This window comes from Streptomyces sp. NPDC018045 (assembly GCF_044327445.1).
GTDB lineage: Bacteria > Actinomycetota > Actinomycetes > Streptomycetales > Streptomycetaceae > Streptomyces.
Window position 1 is genome coordinate 1 of sequence record NZ_JBIRFL010000008.1, and the last position, 17,237, is coordinate 17,237.

Annotated in this window: 14 protein-coding genes and 1 tRNA gene; 3 read left to right on the forward strand and 12 right to left on the reverse strand. The window is 72.9% G+C overall.

Features of this window, described 5'->3' with window-relative positions:
• Window positions 1–181: 181 nt before the first annotated feature.
• Complete coding sequence (locus tag ACH4EB_RS20000) at window positions 182–1,261, reverse strand: methyltransferase domain-containing protein (RefSeq protein WP_398348876.1); 1,080 nt, start codon at window positions 1,259–1,261, stop codon at window positions 182–184.
• 74 nt (window positions 1,262–1,335) lie between these two features.
• Here ACH4EB_RS20000 and ACH4EB_RS20005 point away from each other — a divergent pair, with 74 nt between their 5' ends.
• Window positions 1,336–1,740, forward strand: coding sequence for a globin (locus ACH4EB_RS20005; protein ID WP_398348877.1), 405 nt, complete (start codon window positions 1,336–1,338; stop codon window positions 1,738–1,740).
• Window positions 1,741–1,992: 252 nt separating this feature from the next.
• Here ACH4EB_RS20005 and ACH4EB_RS20010 read toward each other — a convergent pair whose 3' ends face one another.
• The 7 genes from ACH4EB_RS20010 to ACH4EB_RS20040 all read right to left on the reverse strand — a co-directional run bounded on the left by ACH4EB_RS20010 (window position 1,993) and on the right by ACH4EB_RS20040 (window position 12,698).
• Entirely contained in the window at window positions 1,993–2,760 is a 768-nt protein-coding gene (locus tag ACH4EB_RS20010) for a hypothetical protein (protein ID WP_398348878.1), read from the reverse strand.
• Window positions 2,757–3,200 carry an acyl-CoA thioesterase gene (locus ACH4EB_RS20015; RefSeq protein ID WP_398348879.1) on the reverse strand — a complete coding sequence of 148 codons (444 nt, stop codon included), beginning with the start codon at window positions 3,198–3,200 and terminating at the stop codon, window positions 2,757–2,759. Before ACH4EB_RS20015 ends, ACH4EB_RS20010 begins: the two co-directional genes overlap by 4 nt.
• Window positions 3,201–3,205: 5 nt before the next feature.
• Window positions 3,206–4,870, reverse strand: a complete 1,665-nt coding sequence (ettA, locus tag ACH4EB_RS20020; protein ID WP_398348880.1) for an energy-dependent translational throttle protein EttA — start codon at window positions 4,868–4,870, stop codon at window positions 3,206–3,208.
• Between the two features lie 875 nt (window positions 4,871–5,745).
• A complete protein-coding gene (locus ACH4EB_RS20025; RefSeq protein WP_398348881.1) occupies window positions 5,746–7,155 on the reverse strand; it encodes an LAETG motif-containing sortase-dependent surface protein in 1,410 nt (469 codons plus the stop codon).
• A gap of 313 nt (window positions 7,156–7,468) precedes the next feature.
• Complete coding sequence (locus ACH4EB_RS20030) at window positions 7,469–8,110, reverse strand: single-stranded DNA-binding protein (RefSeq protein ID WP_398349125.1); 642 nt, start codon at window positions 8,108–8,110, stop codon at window positions 7,469–7,471.
• A 275-nt stretch (window positions 8,111–8,385) separates the two neighbouring features.
• Window positions 8,386–10,695: a YfjP family GTPase gene (locus ACH4EB_RS20035; protein ID WP_398348882.1), complete on the reverse strand. Its 2,310-nt coding sequence runs from the start codon at window positions 10,693–10,695 to the stop codon at window positions 8,386–8,388.
• 272 nt (window positions 10,696–10,967) lie between these two features.
• A complete protein-coding gene (locus ACH4EB_RS20040) occupies window positions 10,968–12,698 on the reverse strand; it encodes a dynamin family protein (protein WP_398349126.1) in 1,731 nt (576 codons plus the stop codon).
• 312 nt (window positions 12,699–13,010) lie between these two features.
• Between ACH4EB_RS20040 and ACH4EB_RS20045 the strand changes: the two genes are divergently transcribed.
• Window positions 13,011–13,083 (forward strand) — tRNA-Arg (locus tag ACH4EB_RS20045).
• Window positions 13,084–13,321: 238 nt separating this feature from the next.
• Here the strand turns inward: ACH4EB_RS20045 and ACH4EB_RS20050 are convergent.
• Window positions 13,322–13,924, reverse strand: coding sequence for a DUF1707 domain-containing protein (locus tag ACH4EB_RS20050; protein ID WP_398348883.1), 603 nt, complete (start codon window positions 13,922–13,924; stop codon window positions 13,322–13,324).
• A 262-nt stretch (window positions 13,925–14,186) separates the two neighbouring features.
• Between ACH4EB_RS20050 and ACH4EB_RS20055 the strand changes: the two genes are divergently transcribed.
• Window positions 14,187–15,479 carry an acyltransferase family protein gene (locus ACH4EB_RS20055; protein ID WP_398348884.1) on the forward strand — a complete coding sequence of 431 codons (1,293 nt, stop codon included), beginning with the start codon at window positions 14,187–14,189 and terminating at the stop codon, window positions 15,477–15,479.
• A gap of 313 nt (window positions 15,480–15,792) precedes the next feature.
• On the opposite strand, the gene ACH4EB_RS20060 is transcribed toward ACH4EB_RS20055, so the two are convergent.
• From ACH4EB_RS20060 to ACH4EB_RS20070, 3 genes are all read right to left on the reverse strand, one after another.
• The gene (locus ACH4EB_RS20060; RefSeq protein WP_030018958.1) at window positions 15,793–16,002 is read right to left on the reverse strand and encodes an MbtH family protein; all 210 of its coding nucleotides are present in this window, start codon (window positions 16,000–16,002) and stop codon (window positions 15,793–15,795) included.
• A 239-nt stretch (window positions 16,003–16,241) separates the two neighbouring features.
• Window positions 16,242–16,865: a GTP-binding protein gene (locus ACH4EB_RS20065; protein WP_398348885.1), complete on the reverse strand. Its 624-nt coding sequence runs from the start codon at window positions 16,863–16,865 to the stop codon at window positions 16,242–16,244.
• Window positions 16,846–17,208 carry a DUF742 domain-containing protein gene (locus ACH4EB_RS20070; protein WP_398348886.1) on the reverse strand — a complete coding sequence of 121 codons (363 nt, stop codon included), beginning with the start codon at window positions 17,206–17,208 and terminating at the stop codon, window positions 16,846–16,848. The genes ACH4EB_RS20065 and ACH4EB_RS20070 overlap by 20 nt, the downstream gene beginning before the upstream one ends.
• Window positions 17,209–17,237 lie beyond the last annotated feature (29 nt).

Genomic DNA, 17,237 nt, shown 5'->3' on the forward strand with positions numbered 1-17,237 from the left:
CGCGCCCCCCCCCCCGCGGCGGGGGGCGGGGGGGGGGGGGCGCGGCCGGGGGGGGGCCCCCCCCCCCCCCCCCCCGCGCGGCCCCCCCCCCCCCCCCCCCCCGGGCGCCCCCCCCCCGCTTCCTGCTGTCGAGCCGTTTCCCCACGAGCCGGGTCGGGGCTCGGCTCGTGGGCAGCACGCGCTAGCTTCCGGGCAGCGCCCACCTATGAGGACCGTCCGGGGAATCGAGCCAGGCGTACTGGCGGGTGCGGTGGACGGTGAGGCCGAAGCGTTCGCGGTGGGGACGGTTTTCGCGCTGCCACAGGGCATGGGCCTCGTCCAGGGTGAGGCCGGTGGCGCTCAGGGCGCGGAGGAAGTGGAAGCGTTCGTCGCGCAGCGCTTCGCGGGGCAGGCCACGGCGGGCGCTCCAGGGCTGCCCGTCGGTCGCGGCGGCGGGGTCCTCGGGGGTGTCGGGGCGGGGCGGCTGTGCGGTGGACTCCGTGAGGTCCGGGCGGGTGCGCAGGGGCACGAAATAGGCCGGGGTGGGCAGGAAGCGGCCTTCCGCCCGTACGTCCTCGGGGTCGGTCACGCGCAGGGCGATCAGGCCGGTGGCGAGGGGGGCCAGGATGAGCGCTCCGGGCGTGCACTGTCCGATCCAGGCGGCCGGTACGGACGGGAGCGCGCAGGTGGCGATGATCCGGTCGTAGGGTGCGCGTTCCGGATGGCCGAGGGCGCCGTCGCCGGTCACCACGGTCGGCCGGTGACCCGCCGCGGCCAGCCGGTCACACGCCGGGCCGGTGATCTCCTCGTCCAGATCGACGGTGGTCACCTGTTCCGGGCCCAGCCGGTGGGCGAGCAGGGCCGCGTTGTAGCCGGTGCCCGTGCCGATCTCCAGGACGCGGCAGCCGGTGGCCGGGCTCTGTTCCTCCGCCTCCTCGACGCGCAGTTCCTCCAGCATCATGGCCATCAGCGACGGCTGGCTGCTGGAGGAGACCAGCTCGCCGTCCCGCACGCACGTCGCCAGCGCGCTGTCCGTGTAGACGCCCTCCAGCCAGCGCGCCCAGCGCTGCGGGTCGGGGTCGGAGCCGGACAGCCGCTGGTAGCCGCGGGCCGTGGCCACGAAGTAGTACGGGACGAAGAGATGCCGCGGCACGTCCTCGAAGGCGGCCCGCCACCGCGGATCGCCGAGGTGGCCGCCTGCCCTGATCTGCCGGACCAGCTCGGCACGGGCCGCGGCCGTCGGCTCGCGGCCCGGCTGCGGACCGGACGGTGTACCGCTCATGTCTCCACTGTCCTACGTCGCGGGTCCTCGGCCGAGCACGCCGGCACCGCCGAGTCGTCTGACACCATGGACGGGTGAACAAGATTCCGCGCGGCACGCTTCAGGAACAGACCTTTTACGAGCAGGTCGGCGGCGAGCCGACCTTCCGCCGCCTGGTGCACCGCTTCTACCAGGGGGTGGCCGGGGATCCGCTGCTGCGGCCGATGTACCCGGAGGAGGACCTGGGACCGGCCGAGGAGCGGCTCGCGCTCTTCCTCATGCAGTACTGGGGCGGCCCCCGTACGTACAGCGACGGCCGTGGCCACCCGCGGCTGCGGATGCGGCACGCGCCCTTCACGGTGGACCGCGCCGCTCACGACGCCTGGCTCAAGCACATGCGGGACGCGGTGGACTCCCTGGAGCTGGCACCCGAGCACGAGACGCAGTTGTGGAACTACCTGACGTATGCGGCCGCGTCGATGATCAACGCGGCTGACTGAGCGCCGCGGTGGACGGCCGGAACCGGGCAGAGTGAGGCGGGGCGCGGGGGTTGGGACCGCGCCCGGGAGTCTGGGGCCGCGCCCGGTTCTGAGGCGCTGCGTCGGGGTGGTGGTCGGGCCCTGAGGCGGGTCAGCAGTCGGGCCGGGGGCGGGTCAGCAGACGGATCGCTGGGGCAGGCTGCTGGTCGCCACCGCTGGTCAGGCCGGTGTTCAGGTGCAGGCCGGTGGTCGGGCCGGTGGCCAGGCCGATGTTCAGGCCGGTGTCACCGGGAGTGCCGACGGTCCGCCCGTGCGGACCGCGACCGACCCGTACGGCGTCCGCAGCCGCAGCCAGCCGCCCGCGGCGAGCAGGGTCAGCGTCGGCGGTTTTGCCAGTGCGGCTCCCGCGGAGCCGGGGCCCCCGCCCGTGGGCCCGTGCGCGCCGGCCTGCGCTTCGGCCCGTGCGGGGCGCAGGAAACCCAGGGACTGCGCGGCGTGCGCGGCGCGCAGCGGCAGATGGGTGTCGCCGAGCGTACGGGACCAGATCTCGCGGCCGATGCGGTCGCGCTCGGCGCGCGTACGGCGTTCCGGCGGCAGCGCCTCGTCCCGGGCCCGGAACTCGGCGACGGCGAGCGCCACGGCCCGGCCGAGCGCCTGCGGCGAGGGCAGCCCCGGCACCTGCTGCCAGCCGCCCCGCGGCGGCAGGACCCCGGCCCACGGCGGGCCGGTGACGGCGGCGGGCAGCGTCAGGCCGTCCGCCGCCTCGTCGATGCCTTCGAGCAGGTCACCGGCGGAGACGGTGCGGTCGAGGCCGACGGCGGGCGAAGCGCCCGTACCGGTCTGCGGGCCGGGCACGTCCGGCGCCAGGCGCGCCGTACGGATCGCCAGCACCTCGAACGACGGCGGGCGCCCGAACACCGCGAGCACCCCGTTCCCCGCCTGCAACCGCACCGCGGCGGCGCGGTCGTAATGGATCAGCCGGGCCAGGAAGGCGGCGAGGTCCGCCGCCTCCCCGGCATCGGCCAGGCGCAACGCCGTCATGCGGCGACGGCCCCCTCCTGCTGCTCCGTGCCGGCCCCGGCGTCCAGGTACTCCGCGAGGAACGACTTCTCCTCGGCGGTGATGCGGCGGGGCCGCCCCTGGGCGAAGTCGTAGGGGACGACGACGGTCGAGGCGCGGACGTACACCGCGTCCTCGTCCTTGATCTCGTAGGCGATCGTCATCGACGCGGCGCCTATCTTCGTCACCCACGACTCGACGGTCACCGGCGCGTGCCGGTGCACCAGCGGCCGGACGTAGTCGATCTCGTGGCGGGCCACGACGGACCCGCCGGAGAAGGACGTGCTGCCCTCGCCCGGCGCCAGCCGCCACATGAAATCGATCCGCGCCTCTTCCAGGTAGCGGATGAACACCGCGTTGTTGACATGGCCGAAGGCGTCCATGTCCGACCAGCGCAGCGGGCAGGAGTAGAGGTGTCGCACGCGGCTCAGCCCCGGGTGAGCTTCTTGTACGTGGCGCGGTGCGGACGGGAGGCGTCCGGGCCCAGGCGCTCGACCTTGTTCTTCTCGTACGACTCGAAGTTGCCCTCGAACCAGAACCACTTGGACTCGCCCTCGTACGCCAGGATGTGCGTGGCGACGCGGTCCAGGAACCAGCGGTCGTGGGAGACGACCACGGCGCAGCCGGGGAATTCCAGCAGCGCGTTCTCCAGCGAGGACAGGGTCTCGACGTCGAGGTCGTTGGTCGGCTCGTCGAGGAGCAGCAGGTTGCCGCCCTGCTTGAGGGTGAGCGCCAGGTTCAGGCGGTTGCGCTCACCTCCGGAGAGCACGCCGGCCGGCTTCTGCTGGTCCGGGCCCTTGAAGCCGAACGCCGACACGTAGGCGCGGGACGGCATTTCGACCTGACCGACGTTGATGTAGTCCAGCTCGTCGGATACGACGGCCCACAGCGTCTTCTTGGGGTCGATGTTGGAGCGGGTCTGGTCGACGTAGGAGATCTTGACCGTGTCGCCGACCTTGATCTGACCGGAGTCCGGCTCCTCCAGGCCCTGGATCATCTTGAACAGCGTGGTCTTGCCGGCGCCGTTCGGGCCGATCACACCGACGATGCCGTTGCGCGGGAGGGTGAACGACAGGTCGTCGATGAGGACCTTGTCGCCGAACGCCTTGCTCAGATTCTCGATCTCGACGACGACGTTGCCCAGGCGCGGGCCCGGCGGGATCTGGATCTCCTCGAAGTCCAGCTTCCGGGTCTTCTCCGCCTCGGCCGCCATCTCCTCGTAACGCGTCAGTCGCGACTTGGACTTGGCCTGCCGGCCCTTGGCGTTGGAGCGGACCCAGTCCAGCTCTTCCTTCAGACGCTTCGCACGCTTGGCGTCCTTCTGGCCCTCGACCTTCAGACGGGTGGCCTTCTTGTCCAGGTACGTGGAGTAGTTGCCCTCGTAGGCGATGGCGCGGCCGCGGTCCAGCTCCAGGATCCACTCGGCCACGTTGTCGAGGAAGTACCGGTCGTGGGTGACGGCGACGACGGTGCCGGCGTACTTGGCGAGGTGCTGCTCCAGCCACTGCACGGACTCGGCGTCCAGGTGGTTGGTGGGCTCGTCGAGGAGCAGCAGGTCGGGGGCCTCCAACAGCAGCTTGCACAGCGCGACGCGGCGGCGCTCACCACCGGAGAGGTTGGTGACCGGCCAGTCGCCGGGCGGGCAGCCCAGCGCGTCCATGGCCTGTTCGAGCTGGGTGTCCAGGTCCCAGGCATTGGCGTGGTCCAGGTCCTCCTGGAGCTTGCCCATCTCCTCCATCAGCGCGTCGGAGTAGTCGGTCGCCATCAGCTCGGCGACCTCGTTGAAGCGCCTGAGCTTGTCCATGATCTCGCGGGCGCCGTCCTGGACGTTCTCCAGGACCGTCTTGGTCTCGTCCAGCGGCGGCTCCTGGAGGAGCATCCCGACGGAGAAGCCCGGCGTCAGGAACGCGTCGCCGTTCGACGGCTGCTCAAGACCGGCCATGATCTTCAGCACCGTCGACTTGCCGGCGCCGTTGGGTCCCACGACACCGATCTTCGCGCCCGGCAGGAAGCTCAGCGTCACGTCGTCAAGGATGACCTTGTCGCCGTGCGCCTTGCGCGTCTTGCGCATCGTGTAGATGTACTCAGCCAAGAGAAACCGTCCGGCAGTCTGGATCTGTCATGGTCAATGCGGCTCCGCCGCGTGGGCCGATGAGCGGCTCCGCCGCGCGAGGGCAGATACACCCATCTTGCCGTACGGCCGGCCCGCGATGGAAACGAGTACATCGGGGGCGGCGGTACGGGGTGGGGGTGGGATGGGGCGGGGGTGTGGTGGGGGACGGGGTCGCGGTCCGTAGAGGACGCGACCCGGGGGCCGGGGCGGCGGGCTCGGGGTGGCTGGCCTGGGCGGCGGGTTCGGGGGGCGGGCCTGAGGCTGTGGGTCCGGGGCTGGGGGGCCGGGGCTGGGGGGCCGGGGCTGGGGGGGCCGCAGGCCCGGGTCCGGGGTCCGGGTTCGCGGTCCGGGGTTCGCGGTCCGGGGTTCGCGGTCCGGGGTTCGCGGGTTGCGGTGTGTGGCCTGCGGTTCGCCGCGCTGTGGCCCGGGGCGGGTACGCCGCCGCCCTCCGTGGCCGAGGAGCGGTTCCCGCTCGGCCACGGAGGGCGGTGGGTAATACGCGTACGGTCACGGGGCGAACGGGGACTCCAGGGGCGCTATGCCGCGCCGTCGGAGCGGGGACGGGACGCCGCGCCGCACCGTGGGAGCGGGGACGCCACGCCGCGCGGCGGGATCAGCCTCGCCGAACCGCACCGGTGGAAGGAGCGGCCTCGCCGGGCCCCACGGTCACGCCGGGCCCGGGGGCTTCCGCACCCCGGGGCCCGGCCGGCGCCCGTACCGTCCGGCCGCCGGATGACATCGGCAGCCCAGCCACCGGGCGCCCTACCGTTCGGCCGCCGAGTGACGCCCGTATCTCGAACGGGTCGCCGGATGACACCCGACCGTTCAGCCGTCGGGTGACGCCCGTACCTCGGTTACGCGGTGGTGGTGCCCGCCTTCTTCCTGCGGAGGAAGAAGACCGCGCCGCCGCCGACGACGACCAGCGCGACCGCGACGCCCGCGATCACCGGGGTGGCGTTGCTGGAGCCGGTCTCGGCGAGGTCGCCGCCCGTGTCGCCACCGGTGCCGCCGCCGCTGGTGCCGCCGGCCGAGGCCGGGCTGGGCTGCGACGAGGGCTTGTCGGTGCCGGTGCCCGCGGTCTTGCAGTCGAGGACCCCGGTGAAGGTCTTCTTGTAGCCGCCCTCACCCTTGACCGTGATCTCGTACGCCTGGTCCTCGTCGACCGGGACGGTGATCGTCTCGGACTTGCCCGGAGCGATCACGTGCTCCTTGCCGGAGAGCTGGAAGCGGAACGGCGCGTCGCCCTTGTTGCCGGCCGTGACGTCCACACCGCCCTTGGAGCAGTTCTTCTCCGCGGTGACGGCCGGAGCCGCGCCCTCCTTCTTCCAGGAGGCGGTGGCGGCCGCGGTGGCGGTGGACTCGCTGGAGCCGGCCAGGATCATGGTCTGGCTCTTGATCCGGCCCACGCTGCCGGTGAAGGCGCGGCCGACCGAGACCTTCGTGGCGGCCTGCGCGGTCAGCGAGGTGGTGCCGTCCTTCGCGCCGGCGGGCACGTCGAAGAAGAGCTTGGTGCCGTTGGCCGCCTTGGTGACGGGCTTGCCGTCGGCGCCGACCACCCGCACACCGGCGGGGGTGCCGGCGGCCGGGGAAACGGTCACGCTGTTGGCGTTGGTGTGGACCGTGACCGGGCCGAGCTTGCTGCCGGACTTGCCGGAGACGGCCGGCGGGTCCAGCTTCAGCGACGCCTCGGGCTCGGTGAGGCTCTTCGCGTTCTTCTCCAGATAGTCGGCGAGCTTCTCGGCCGCCGGGTCGACGGCGTCGACCTTCACGTGGTCGGAGAAGCGCCAGATGGCGACCTGGGTACCGGCGGCAGCGGTCTTCTCGGTCAGGCTCCCGGCCCCGGCCTTCTGGGCGAGCGAGGCCAGGTCGTTGACCTGCGGGTAGGAGTTCTGCAGGATCCAGCGGATCTTGCCGGCGTCCTCGTTGGCGTGCAGCGACGACGCGCTCCAGGGCACCTCCTGGTACTTCGCCATCTGCTGCGTCGGCGTGCTGATGTCGATGCAGTACGTCTGGAGGGTGCCGCCGTTGTCGACGGTCATCTCGAAGAGACCGGCACCGATCTCCTGGTCGCGGCCGTTGGCGTGCAGAACCGCCTGGCCGTAGGTCTTCAGTCCGCCGAGTGTGGCACTGGTGCCCCCGTGGACCGGCGCCGCGTCGTCAGCCGCGGCGGGCCCCGCGGTGGCTATCGCTCCCGCCGCGACCAGGCCCGACGCCAGGACCGCGGCGGCAAGGCGGGCTGCGCCCCGCCTCTTCACTGAAATCATGAATTTCCCCTCTGGGCGAGGCGGGGTCGATAGGGGAGATGCCTCGCCGGAATGAACCCAAAGAACTCAACAGCCGAATACAGTCAGCCCCCGTGAGTACTCGTGAGTACCCGACGGATCCTAGAGAGCGGGCGCAACAGGGTGTCCCGTCATACCGTCCCATAAGCGATCCGAATCGCAATCGTTACCGACTACACCCCTCTTGACCTGGCAATATCGACAAATCACCGGGACTTTCCGGGCACTGCCCACTTCTCAGACGTAGCGCGCATCGGGGGCGCGGGGCGGCATCAGGAGATTGCCGGACGCCGTGTCAGTGCGCGGCAATACTCGGCTCCTGTGAGTCGCTTGCGGCCGGTGCGGCGCGGTGGTCGTCATCGTTCCCGTCGGGAGTTGATGCCGCGTCTGCTTCGCTGTCGGGCTTCGGGTTTTGGCTCCGGGAGACGCTCGGCGTTCCGGTCGGCGGCGGTGGCGACGCCCAGTCAGGTTCGGCCGCGGCCGCGGGAGCCGGCGAGAAGGCTTGAGCGGCGGGTGCTTCGGGGTCGAGTGCCGGGACGTTCGGGGGCGCCGACCCCGTACTCGTCCGGTTGGTCCGCCGGAAGGCGGAGGTGCCGCGCGACAGGTCGTGTCCGACGGCCACGGCGTCCACCTCGACCGACACCCGCCGCTGTCCGCCCTTCTCCTCAGGCAGTTCCCGGTCCCACACCCGCATGCGGCCGTGCACGACGAGCGGTTCGCCGCGCGAGACCGAAGCGGCGACGTGGTCCGCGAGCGCCCGCCACGCCCGGACGGTGTAGAAGCTGGTGTCGCCGTCGACCCAGCATCCGCGCTCCTTGTCCCAGCGCCGCGCGGACGTCGCCAGGCGGAACCGCACCGCCGAAGCGCCGGTCGTGGTCTGCCGGTGCTCCACCGCCGTCGCGGCGTTCCCCACCAGTGTCACCATCGTCTCGTACATCGCCATCGCCTCCCCCGTCATGGGCCCCCGGCGGGCCCTTCGGCCCGGTCCCGGGCCTGCGTGGAACCCATGCTGCACGGATTCGGCGGAGCCCGCCGGGGCCTGTGTGTTACCACCGGGTTGTGGACAACTCCGTCATCCCTGCGAGCACTTCGCACCGAGCTGGAGGCTCCGGCTCCCCAGCCCCGACTCCGACCCCAGCCCCGCCGTAACCACGCCCGCCCCAACCCACCCGTCACAGCCCCGCCGTCACCACGTCCCCCCGCCCGCGCCCCTCACAACCCCGCCGCGACCGCGTACTGCTCCCGTACCTCCCGGTAGCGCAGCAGTTCGGCGGCGACCGGTTCCAGCACCGCGGCGCGCCCGCAGCCCGCCGCGGCCGTACGCAGCCGCCGCTCTGCTTCCTGGCCGTACCGGCGGGCCGCGCCGCGCCCCGCCACTCCGCACACCCAGGACAGCACCGGGCCGCCCGTCGTCCCGATGACCGTCACCAGCAGCGCGGACAGCCACTCCCCCGTCTCCGCCGCGCCCACCACCACGGCCAGCAGCCACAGCGCCCCGGTGACCTGCGACATCGTCAGCAGCCCCTGGACCACTCCGGCCACCGTCCACCACCGCGGTCGCACCTGCGGCCCGGCGCGCAGCTCGCCTTCCGAGACCGCCGCCGCCCGGTCCAGCGCCTCCGGCAGCCCCTCGGCGCCCCGCACCGCCGCCTCGCGCACCGCCTGCGCCCAAGGCGCCGGCAGCCCCTCCGACGCCTCCGCCGCCACGGCCCGTACGGCCTGCTCGACCAACGGCCGCGCCGTCGCCCGCCCGTCCACCGGCACCCAGCCGCTCACCGTGCCGTACGCGTCGCCGCCCGCCGATTCGCCGGCCGCGTCCGCCTCCGGGAACGCGTCCCGGTGCCACAGCTTCGACGGCCCCGTACGCCCCGGGCTCGTCCGCCCGGACCGTCCGCACGCCGCACCCGACCGCCGCCTGCGCAGCCGCAGACGCAGCCACGGGGTGCCGCACGCCCGCTCCCCGTGCCGCAGCCAGTCACGCTCCGCCGCGCTGCCCATCGCCCCGGCGCCGACCGCCTCGGCGAGCCAGTCCTCGAACTCCTCCCGGGCCGGTTCCGTCAGCCCGTACCGCCCGTCCGCCACATACGCGGGCCACAGCCGCCCCGCCGCCGCGTCCACATCGGCGGTCAGCCGGCGGTCCGCCGCCCCGCGCTCCGCGACGAACTGCCGGAGCGCCTCCTTCAGCTCTCCGACGCCCTCGCCGGTGGCCGCGGACAGCGCCAGTACGGCGGCACCCGGTTCGCCGTGCTCTCCGAGGGCCAGCCCGTCCTCGTCGAGCAGCCGCCGCAGATCGTCGACCACCTGGACGGCGGCGTCACCCGGCAGCCGGTCCACCTGGTTGAGGACGACGAACATCACCTCGGCGTGGCCCGCCATCGGCCGCAGATACCTTTCGTGCAGCACCGCGTCCGCGTACTTCTCCGGGTCGACCACCCAGATCACCGCGTCCACCAGCTCCAGCATCCGGTCGACCTGCTCACGGTGCCCGGTCGCGGCCGAGTCGTGGTCGGGCAGGTCCAGGAGGACGAGGCCGGGCAGCGTGGCCGAACCGCCGACCGGTGTGTGTCTGCGGCGCGCCGGCACTCCGAGCCGGTCCAGGAGTCCGTGGGCGCCCGGCTGCCCGCCGGACCACACGCAGGCCGCCGGTTCCGCGGTCGTCGGCCGACGTGCCCCCACGTCCGACCGGTCCGCCCCCACGAGCGCGTTGAACAGGGACGACTTGCCGCTGCCGGTGGCTCCCGCGAGGGCGACGACGGTGTGCTCCCCGGACAGCCGGTACCGCTCGTCCGCCGCCCCGATCACCCGCCCCGCCTCGGCCAGCGTCGCCCCGTCCAAACGCGTCCGGGACAGTCCGACCAGTTCCCGCAGCGCGTCCAGGCGTGGCCGCAGCCGCTGCCCGGCCGACCGCCGCTCCCTGGGGCCTCCGAGCCCGCCGGGGGGCCCGGGAGCGGGCGCGCACGGCTTCGGCTCCCGGGTACGGCCGTGCCTGCCCCGCGGCTCCTGTACGGGCTCGCCGGGCTCCTGGAGTGCGGCCAGGACGGCTTCGAGTTCGCTGTCCCCCTCGTCCTCCCACTCCTGCCAGTCGCGCTGTTGGTGCCACTCGTCCCCGTCCCCCTCCTGGTGGGCGCCCCGATCCCGGTCTTCCCACTCCAGCCACTCGGGCCACTCACGCCACTCAGGCTGTCGGCCCTCCCGGGACTCCGCCGCTTCCCGTGCACGAGCGTGGCGCCGCCCGGCGGTGGACTTCGTGTCGGCACCGTCCTGCGCGCGGCGTGCGATCAGCCCGTCGTTCCAGGAGGTGAGCGCCTCGGCCGGCCCCGGGCCCGGCCGAGGCGCTTCCGGGGCCGGGGCCGCCGTCGCCGCGTCCGCCCCCGTGGCGGGCGCCGAGGCCGACGCCGTGGCGGCCCCTGGCAGCGGCGCAGGTGCTTCCACGGCCGCCGCCGGGGCCGCCGCCGCTTCCGACTGCGGACGCGGATGCGGCTCCGGCTCCGGCTCCGGCTCCCCTGCAGGGGGCTCGTACACGGCTGGCTCCCGTACGGCGGCCTCCCGTTCAGCGGCCTCATGCACAGCCGACTCCCATAGGGCGGCTTCCCGTACGACTGGCTCCCGTACGGCGGTGTCCCGTACGACTGGCTCCCGTACGGCCGCGGCCTCCCCTGCGGCAGCCCCCCGTACTCCCGGGCCGCTCGCCCCCGCCCCCGGCTCACCGGCAGGCTCCCTCGTCACCGCCGCCCGCCCCCGATCCACGTCCCGGCCCCCGCCTTCGTCCCCGTCCGTGCGCCCGATAGGAGCAGTCACCGCGTCACCTTCTCCTTCTGCAGTAGGGACAGTGCGGCGATCAGCGCGGCCTGATGGTCCGGCCGTACGCCCAGCGACTCCAGCGGCGTCAGGCGCCGCTCCCGTTCGCCGTCCAACGCGCGCCGCAGATATGTGTCGAGCAGTCGGCCGCCCCGGTCCCGCAGCCGTACCGCGGCCTGGGCACCCAGCAGATCGGCGAGGGCCTCGCCCGCTGTACGGGCCCGGCGCCCGCCCAGCAAGGTGGTGGCCAGCAACGCGGCTGCCTCCTCCGGGTCGGCCGCAGCCTTCGCGCGCTCCCCGGCCCGCGCGCCGCGCGCCGCGCGTCCGCCACGCGCCGTGCGCGCCTCCCGTACGGCTTCCTCCGCCAGTTCCTCCAGGCAGCGCCGCCACCGCCGTACGACCACGCCCAGGCGGGCGGCCGAGGCCGCGGCGTCCGCCACCTCCGTCAGGGCCGCGTCCGCCGTCGCGGGGTCCCGGCGCCACGCCTCGGCGGCCCGCTCGTCGGCCTCTTCCACCGCGCAGCGCAGCAGGGAGGTGAGCCCGTGGGTCAGCGCGTCCAGCAGTTCGTCGGGGCGGCCGCCCAGTTCGTGGTCCCGCCAGTGGGCGCGGGCGTCGCCGGCCAGCACCTCGCCCTGTTCGACCTCCCGCCGCACCCGGGCCGCGGCCTCCTCGTACGCCTGCTCCACCTGGTCGGCCAGCCGCAGCGTGGCGGCGTGCTGGGAGGCGGAGGCTCCGGCGAGGGCCGGCATACGGGAGCGCAGTGAGGCCAGGACCCCGGCGGTGGTACGGGCCGCCGCCGCGTTCCGGACCGCGGGGTCCTGCGCGTGCCGCTCCAGCCAGCGCCGCAGCGCCGCCACCGCCGTGGCGGGCAGCAGCCCGCTGCCGCCGCCGGCCGATTCGGGCAGCTCGGGGATGGTGAAGCGGGGTACGTCCCCGAGCCCGGCGCGGGTCAGCAGTGCGGCGTACCGCGCCGAGATGTCGGCGGCGATCTGGTGTGGCACCCGGTCCAGCACGGTGACCAGCGTGACGTCGTACTCCTTGGCCGTACGCAGCAGGTGCCACGGCACCGCGTCCGCGTACCGGGCGGCGGTGGTGACCAGCACCCATACGTCGGCCGCGCAGATCAGCTCGGCGGCCAGCTCCCGGTTGCGCGCCACCAGCGAGTCGATGTCGGGGGCGTCCAGGAGGGCCAGTCCACTGGGGAGCGCCAGTTCCGTCTCGATGCGCAGGGGGGCCAGGCCCGCCGCGTTCTCCGCTTCGCCGCCGCCCTCCGCCCCGTCCTGACCTTCGTACGGGTACGCGCACTCGCGTTCACACGCGTCGTCGTACGCGTCGAGTTCCTCGGGGCCGTCCTGTTCCGGCACCCAGACCCGGGTGAACTGCGGCAGTACGCGCCGCCCCGCGAACCAGTGGTGGTCGTCGGGGTGGCACACGAGCACCGGCGTACGGGTCGTCGGCCGCAGTACGCCGGCCTCGCTGACGCGTCGGCCCACCAGCGAATTGACCAGCGTGGACTTGCCGGCACCGGTGGATCCGCCGACGACCGCCAGCAGCGGGGCCTGAGGAGCGCGTAGCCGGGGCATCACATAGTCGTCGAGCTGGTCCAGCAACTCGGACCGGGTACGCCGGGCGCGGGCGGCGCCGGGCAGTGGCAGCGGGAAGCGCGCGGCGTCGACGCGGTCGCGCAGCGCGGACAGGACGTCAAGGAGCCGGGGTTGTACATCCAAGGTTGCCACTCGTGCAGAATGCCCAATTTTGACAGGTTTTTGAAGCGTATAGCCCTCTGTGCGTGCCGAGTAAACCCGTACAGATCGGGATCAGCGACGCATGTGGCAGTCGCGATCAGAGAGGCTCAGGCATAACGAGTGCACAACACCCGACGCGTGAGGCGCCAAAAACGGTGCAGAATTCGTACCTGCCTGCGATTATCGGGACCGCTTCACCGAACCTCCACAACGTGCCACGGAGGTGAAGCAACCGGGACGAGGCACACGGAGCCCTATCCTTGTCGGCGGCCCGTGATCCACGCCCACCACCTGGCCCCCGTAGCTCAGTGGATAGAGCAGGTGCCTTCTAAGCACTTGGCCGCAGGTTCGAGTCCTGCCGGGGGCGCCGCGCCCTTCGCGCCGTCGAAGCCCTTCCGTGGGGCGCAGAGGCGCCGACCGACGCGCCGGAGTCGATGCCGCGCGGCGTCGAGTGACGTACGGCCCGGCCGCGGCCCACGTGCCGTACGGCGCCGGGGCGCGGAGCCCGGTCCGTTGGAGCCGGTGGGGTGATGTCGACCGGCGCACCAGGAAAACGGCTGAGCGGCCCCTGAGAGTTCCCGTCGGTTCCCGCTCGCGCCGTCGGGCTACTTCGCCCGCTCGCGCTTCAGGAGGCGGCGTTCACGGGCGTTGGGGTGGCGGACGACCACGGCGGCCATACCGGTGGACCCGGTGAGCCGGATGAGCGGGGTACCCGGACGCCGCTCGGCGGTGGTCTTGTCCTTGAGAAAGCCGAGGCCGGTCGCGACACCGGTGGAGTCCGCGGCCCACTCCTCCGGGAGGACGACCGTGACGCCCGCCATTTCTCCGTACACCTCCACCGCGACCTCGGGCAGTCGGCACTCGGACCGGGTGAAGTCGAGCCGGACACCGCCCATGCCGCCGTGCGCGGTGATGTGCGCGGGCACCTCCCACCGTCCGGTACGGGACGCGCCGTGGAAGCCACCCTTGAGGACCAGCGGCTCACCCGGGTCCACCACGGAGACGGCCCGTGGCAGGTCGGCGGTGAGCGGCGCCAGGTCGGCGAAGGTCTTGGCGGTCAGCGCCTGTTCCAGCCGGTCGTCCAGCTCCGCGAGATCGATACGGCCCTCGGCCGCCGCCTCCCGCAGCCGTTCCACCACGGCGTCCCGGTCGGCGTGGGAGGCGCGCAGTTCGCCCCAGGAGGCGGGTTCCGGAGTCTTGGCGGTCATGGGCCGATGATACGAACAATCGCGCCGCAGAGAGGGGGTGGCCAGGGGCGCCAACCCCCCAGGGAGCGGTGCGGTTTACCCCACCCTGATCCGGGTCCTGGCCCGACTGTTTCCGCCGGCTTCTCGCACCAGCATGAAAGGCGATCGGCGATCACCTTCATGACGGACTCCCGGCCGGCCTGTGGCACGCCCACGGACCGGCCGGACGCGAGGAGAGGAAAGCTGCCATGCCGCGTCCCACAGAAGGAGCGGGTGCCGGAGCATGAGCCTGGACGAACGGTCCCGTCCCCATAGACCGCTGCCCGGCATACCTGGCATACCTGGCATACGTGGTGCAGCCGGTGCAGCCTGCACGCCCGGTGCAGCCGGTGGCCGCCCGGCGGTCCAGCGCGACCGGGCCGTCGACGGGCTGCGGGCGCTGGCCCTGCTGGCCGTGCCGACCGGCCACTGGCTCGTCGGCGGTCTCGTCCGCGACGCCGACGGTGCGCTGCACAACGCCAGCCCGCTGTCCGCGTTCGCGCCCCTCGCACCGATCACCTGGGTGCTCCAGATGCTGGGCATCTTCTTCCTCGTCGGCGGCTACGCCTCCGTGCTGTCCTTCCGGCGCGCCACCGGACGAGGCATGTCGCGGGGCGACTGGCTGCGCGGGCGGCTGGCCCGGCTGTTACGGCCCGCCGTCGGCGTCACCGCCGTCTGGGCCGTGCTCGCCGCCGTCCTGTACGCGGCCGGAGTGCCCGTCACGACGCTGCACACGGCCGCGACACTGGTCGTCCAGCCCCTCTGGTTCGTGGGCGTGTACGCGGTGGTGACGGCGCTGACGCCGTACTGCGTGGCGGCCTCCAGGCGGCTCGGGGGCTGGGCGGCCGCCCCGTTGGCAGCGGTCATCGCGGTCGTGGACGTCCTGCGCTACGGCCCGTACGGCGACTCGATCCCGTACGAGGTCACGCTGATCAGCCTGGTCCCGGGCTGGCTCTTCGGCTACCAACTGGGCGTCTGCTGGGGTGAGAAGCGGCTCGGCAGGCGCGGCGCCTGGCTGCTGCTCGCCGGTGGCGCCGCGCTCTTCGCGCTGCTGCTCCTCGTCTTCCACTACCCGGCGAGCATGGTCGGCGTCCCCGGCCAGGACCGGGCGAACTCCCACCCGCCGTCGCTGCTGGTGATCGCCCTCGCCGCGGCGCAGTCGGGCGCGGCGATCCTGCTGCGTGACCGGATCGCGGCCCTGCTGCGGCGGCCCGCGCTGTGGGCACCGGTCACGGCCGTCAACCGGTCCGCGATGACGATCCTGTGCTGGCATCAGACCGCCATGCTGGCCCTTGCCGTACCGGCCGCCTGCGTCGGTACGACGGTGGAGGGGCTGACCACCGCGCCGGACTTCGCGGCCTGGATGGCGACCCGGCTGCCGTGGCTGCCGCTGTTCGCCGTCACGCTCGTCCTCATGGCCCGGGTGGCGCGACGGCTGGAGATGCCGTGGACGGGGGCGACCCGGGGGCAGCGGGTGTGCGCGGGGGTGCTGGCGGTGGGGTTCGCGGCGTTCGCGCTGCGGCTGACGGCGGTGTGAGCGCGGCGTGACGGTGGCGTAGCGAGCGGCTGCGCCTCACACGCTCTGCGACCTGGGGTGCCGTATGGCCTGAAGCACCGTACGGCCCGAAGCTCCGCACCACGCGAAACGCCGCACGGCCCGGCACGCCATTAACACCCGGAACGCGTGGAACACCGAAATGCCGCACGGCCCAAAACACCAGGAACGCCAGGAGTACCAGAAAACATCTGGAAACACCTGGAAAGCTCCGGGCGCCGAAATGCCAGGAATGTCTGGAGCGAAGAGCACCCGTCCCGGGACCGGAACGGGTGCTTTCGTGCGGGCGGGGGGCTCAGTCGGCCATGGCCTCGGCCAGGCTGCGGGGCCGCATGTCGGTCCAGTGCTCCTCGACGTAGTCCAGGCACGCCTGCCGGCCCTCCGGGCCGAAGACGCTCTGCCAGCCGGCCGGGATCTCCGCGAACGACGGCCACAGCGAGTGCTGGTTCTCGTCGTTCGTCAGGACGTGGTACTGCGCCTCCGGGTCTTCGAAGGGGTTCGTCATGCGCGTGACCTCTCGGTGAGGGAGTTACCGGTGGAGAATTGGATTATGCGTGAGGTCGCGCCGCCACTGAAGCGCGGGGAGGGATTCGGCCGGGTTCGGCCTGTGGGCCGTGAGCGCCGCGGCACCGCCCGACGATCGCCGGTGTCACGGCGGTCACCGGGCGGTGGGCGGAGGCGGACGGCGGTCACCGGACAGCGGCTGAACCTCGGTGCTCGGCACCCGCAACGGGCTCCGGGCGATCAACCCGCCGCAAGCGAGTGCAGATAACGCATCAACGTCATCAGCACATCACGGCTGGAGGTACGCAGCCGTGCGTCGCAGTCGATGATCGGCACCTCGGGGGCCAGGTCGAGGGCGCCCCGGATCTCCTCGACGGGGTGGACGGGGGCGTCCGGGAAGGAGTTGATGGCGACCACGAAGGGGACACCACGCTCCTCCAGGCGCCCGATGACGTCGAAGCTGACCTCCAGGCGACGGGTGTCGATGAGGACCACCGCGCCCAGCGCGCCGTCGAACAGCCCGTTCCACAGAAACCAGAAACGCTGCTGCCCAGGCGTACCGAACAGGTACAGCACCAGTTCGTCGTTGAGGCTGATGCGGCCGAAATCCATCGCCACGGTCGTCGAGGTCTTGCGCTCGACCCCGACGATGTCGTCCACGCCGACACCGGCCTGTGTCATCGTCTCCTCGGTCGTCAGCGGGCGGATCTCGCTCACCGATCCCACCAGGGTCGTCTTGCCGACGCCGAAACCGCCCACGATCACGACCTTGACCGCGGCGGCGGCCGTCTCGGGCAGTTCGTCCTCGCTCCGCGGCCCCTGGGCGGGGCGCTCGACGAGCGTTTCAGAGCTTTTGAAGTCCATGGATCACCGCCTCAATAAGGGCACGGTCGGGAAGTTGGGCGGGCGGCACGGGCGCGCGTGCCACCACCCGCCCGTCGGCCAGCAGGTCACCGAGCAGGACGGTGACCACGCTGACCGGCAAGTGCAGGTAGGCGGACAGTTCCGCCACGGACAGCGGGGAATGGCACAGCCGCATGATCGACGCCTGCTCCGGCTGCATCCCCGGCTTCGGTCCGGCCTTCGACACGATCAGCGTGACCAGGTCGAGAGAGGCGGTGTGGCCGGAGGCGCCGCTGCGCCCACCGGTGATCACATAGAGCCGCTCGGGGCTCTGGTCCTCCCAGTCCTGGTCCGCTTCGCTCATGCCGTGTCCCCGCTTCGCCCCGCCGTAAC

Bases quoted from the DNA above. Each gene is read 5' to 3' on its own strand.
- ACH4EB_RS20055 (WP_398348884.1), top strand. From the start codon at position 14,187: ATGAGCCTGGACGAACGGTCCCGTCCCCATAGACCGCTGCCCGGCATA.
- ACH4EB_RS20065 (WP_398348885.1), bottom strand. From the start codon at position 16,865: ATGGACTTCAAAAGCTCTGAAACGCTCGTCGAGCGCCCCGCCCAGGGG.
- ACH4EB_RS20060 (WP_030018958.1), bottom strand. From the start codon at position 16,002: ATGACGAACCCCTTCGAAGACCCGGAGGCGCAGTACCACGTCCTGACG.
- ACH4EB_RS20025 (WP_398348881.1), bottom strand. From the start codon at position 7,155: ATGATTTCAGTGAAGAGGCGGGGCGCAGCCCGCCTTGCCGCCGCGGTC.
- ACH4EB_RS20000 (WP_398348876.1), bottom strand. From the start codon at position 1,261: ATGAGCGGTACACCGTCCGGTCCGCAGCCGGGCCGCGAGCCGACGGCC.
- ACH4EB_RS20070 (WP_398348886.1), bottom strand. From the start codon at position 17,208: ATGAGCGAAGCGGACCAGGACTGGGAGGACCAGAGCCCCGAGCGGCTC.
- ACH4EB_RS20030 (WP_398349125.1), bottom strand. From the start codon at position 8,110: ATGTACGAGACGATGGTGACACTGGTGGGGAACGCCGCGACGGCGGTG.
- ACH4EB_RS20050 (WP_398348883.1), bottom strand. From the start codon at position 13,924: ATGACCGCCAAGACTCCGGAACCCGCCTCCTGGGGCGAACTGCGCGCC.
- ACH4EB_RS20010 (WP_398348878.1), bottom strand. From the start codon at position 2,760: ATGACGGCGTTGCGCCTGGCCGATGCCGGGGAGGCGGCGGACCTCGCC.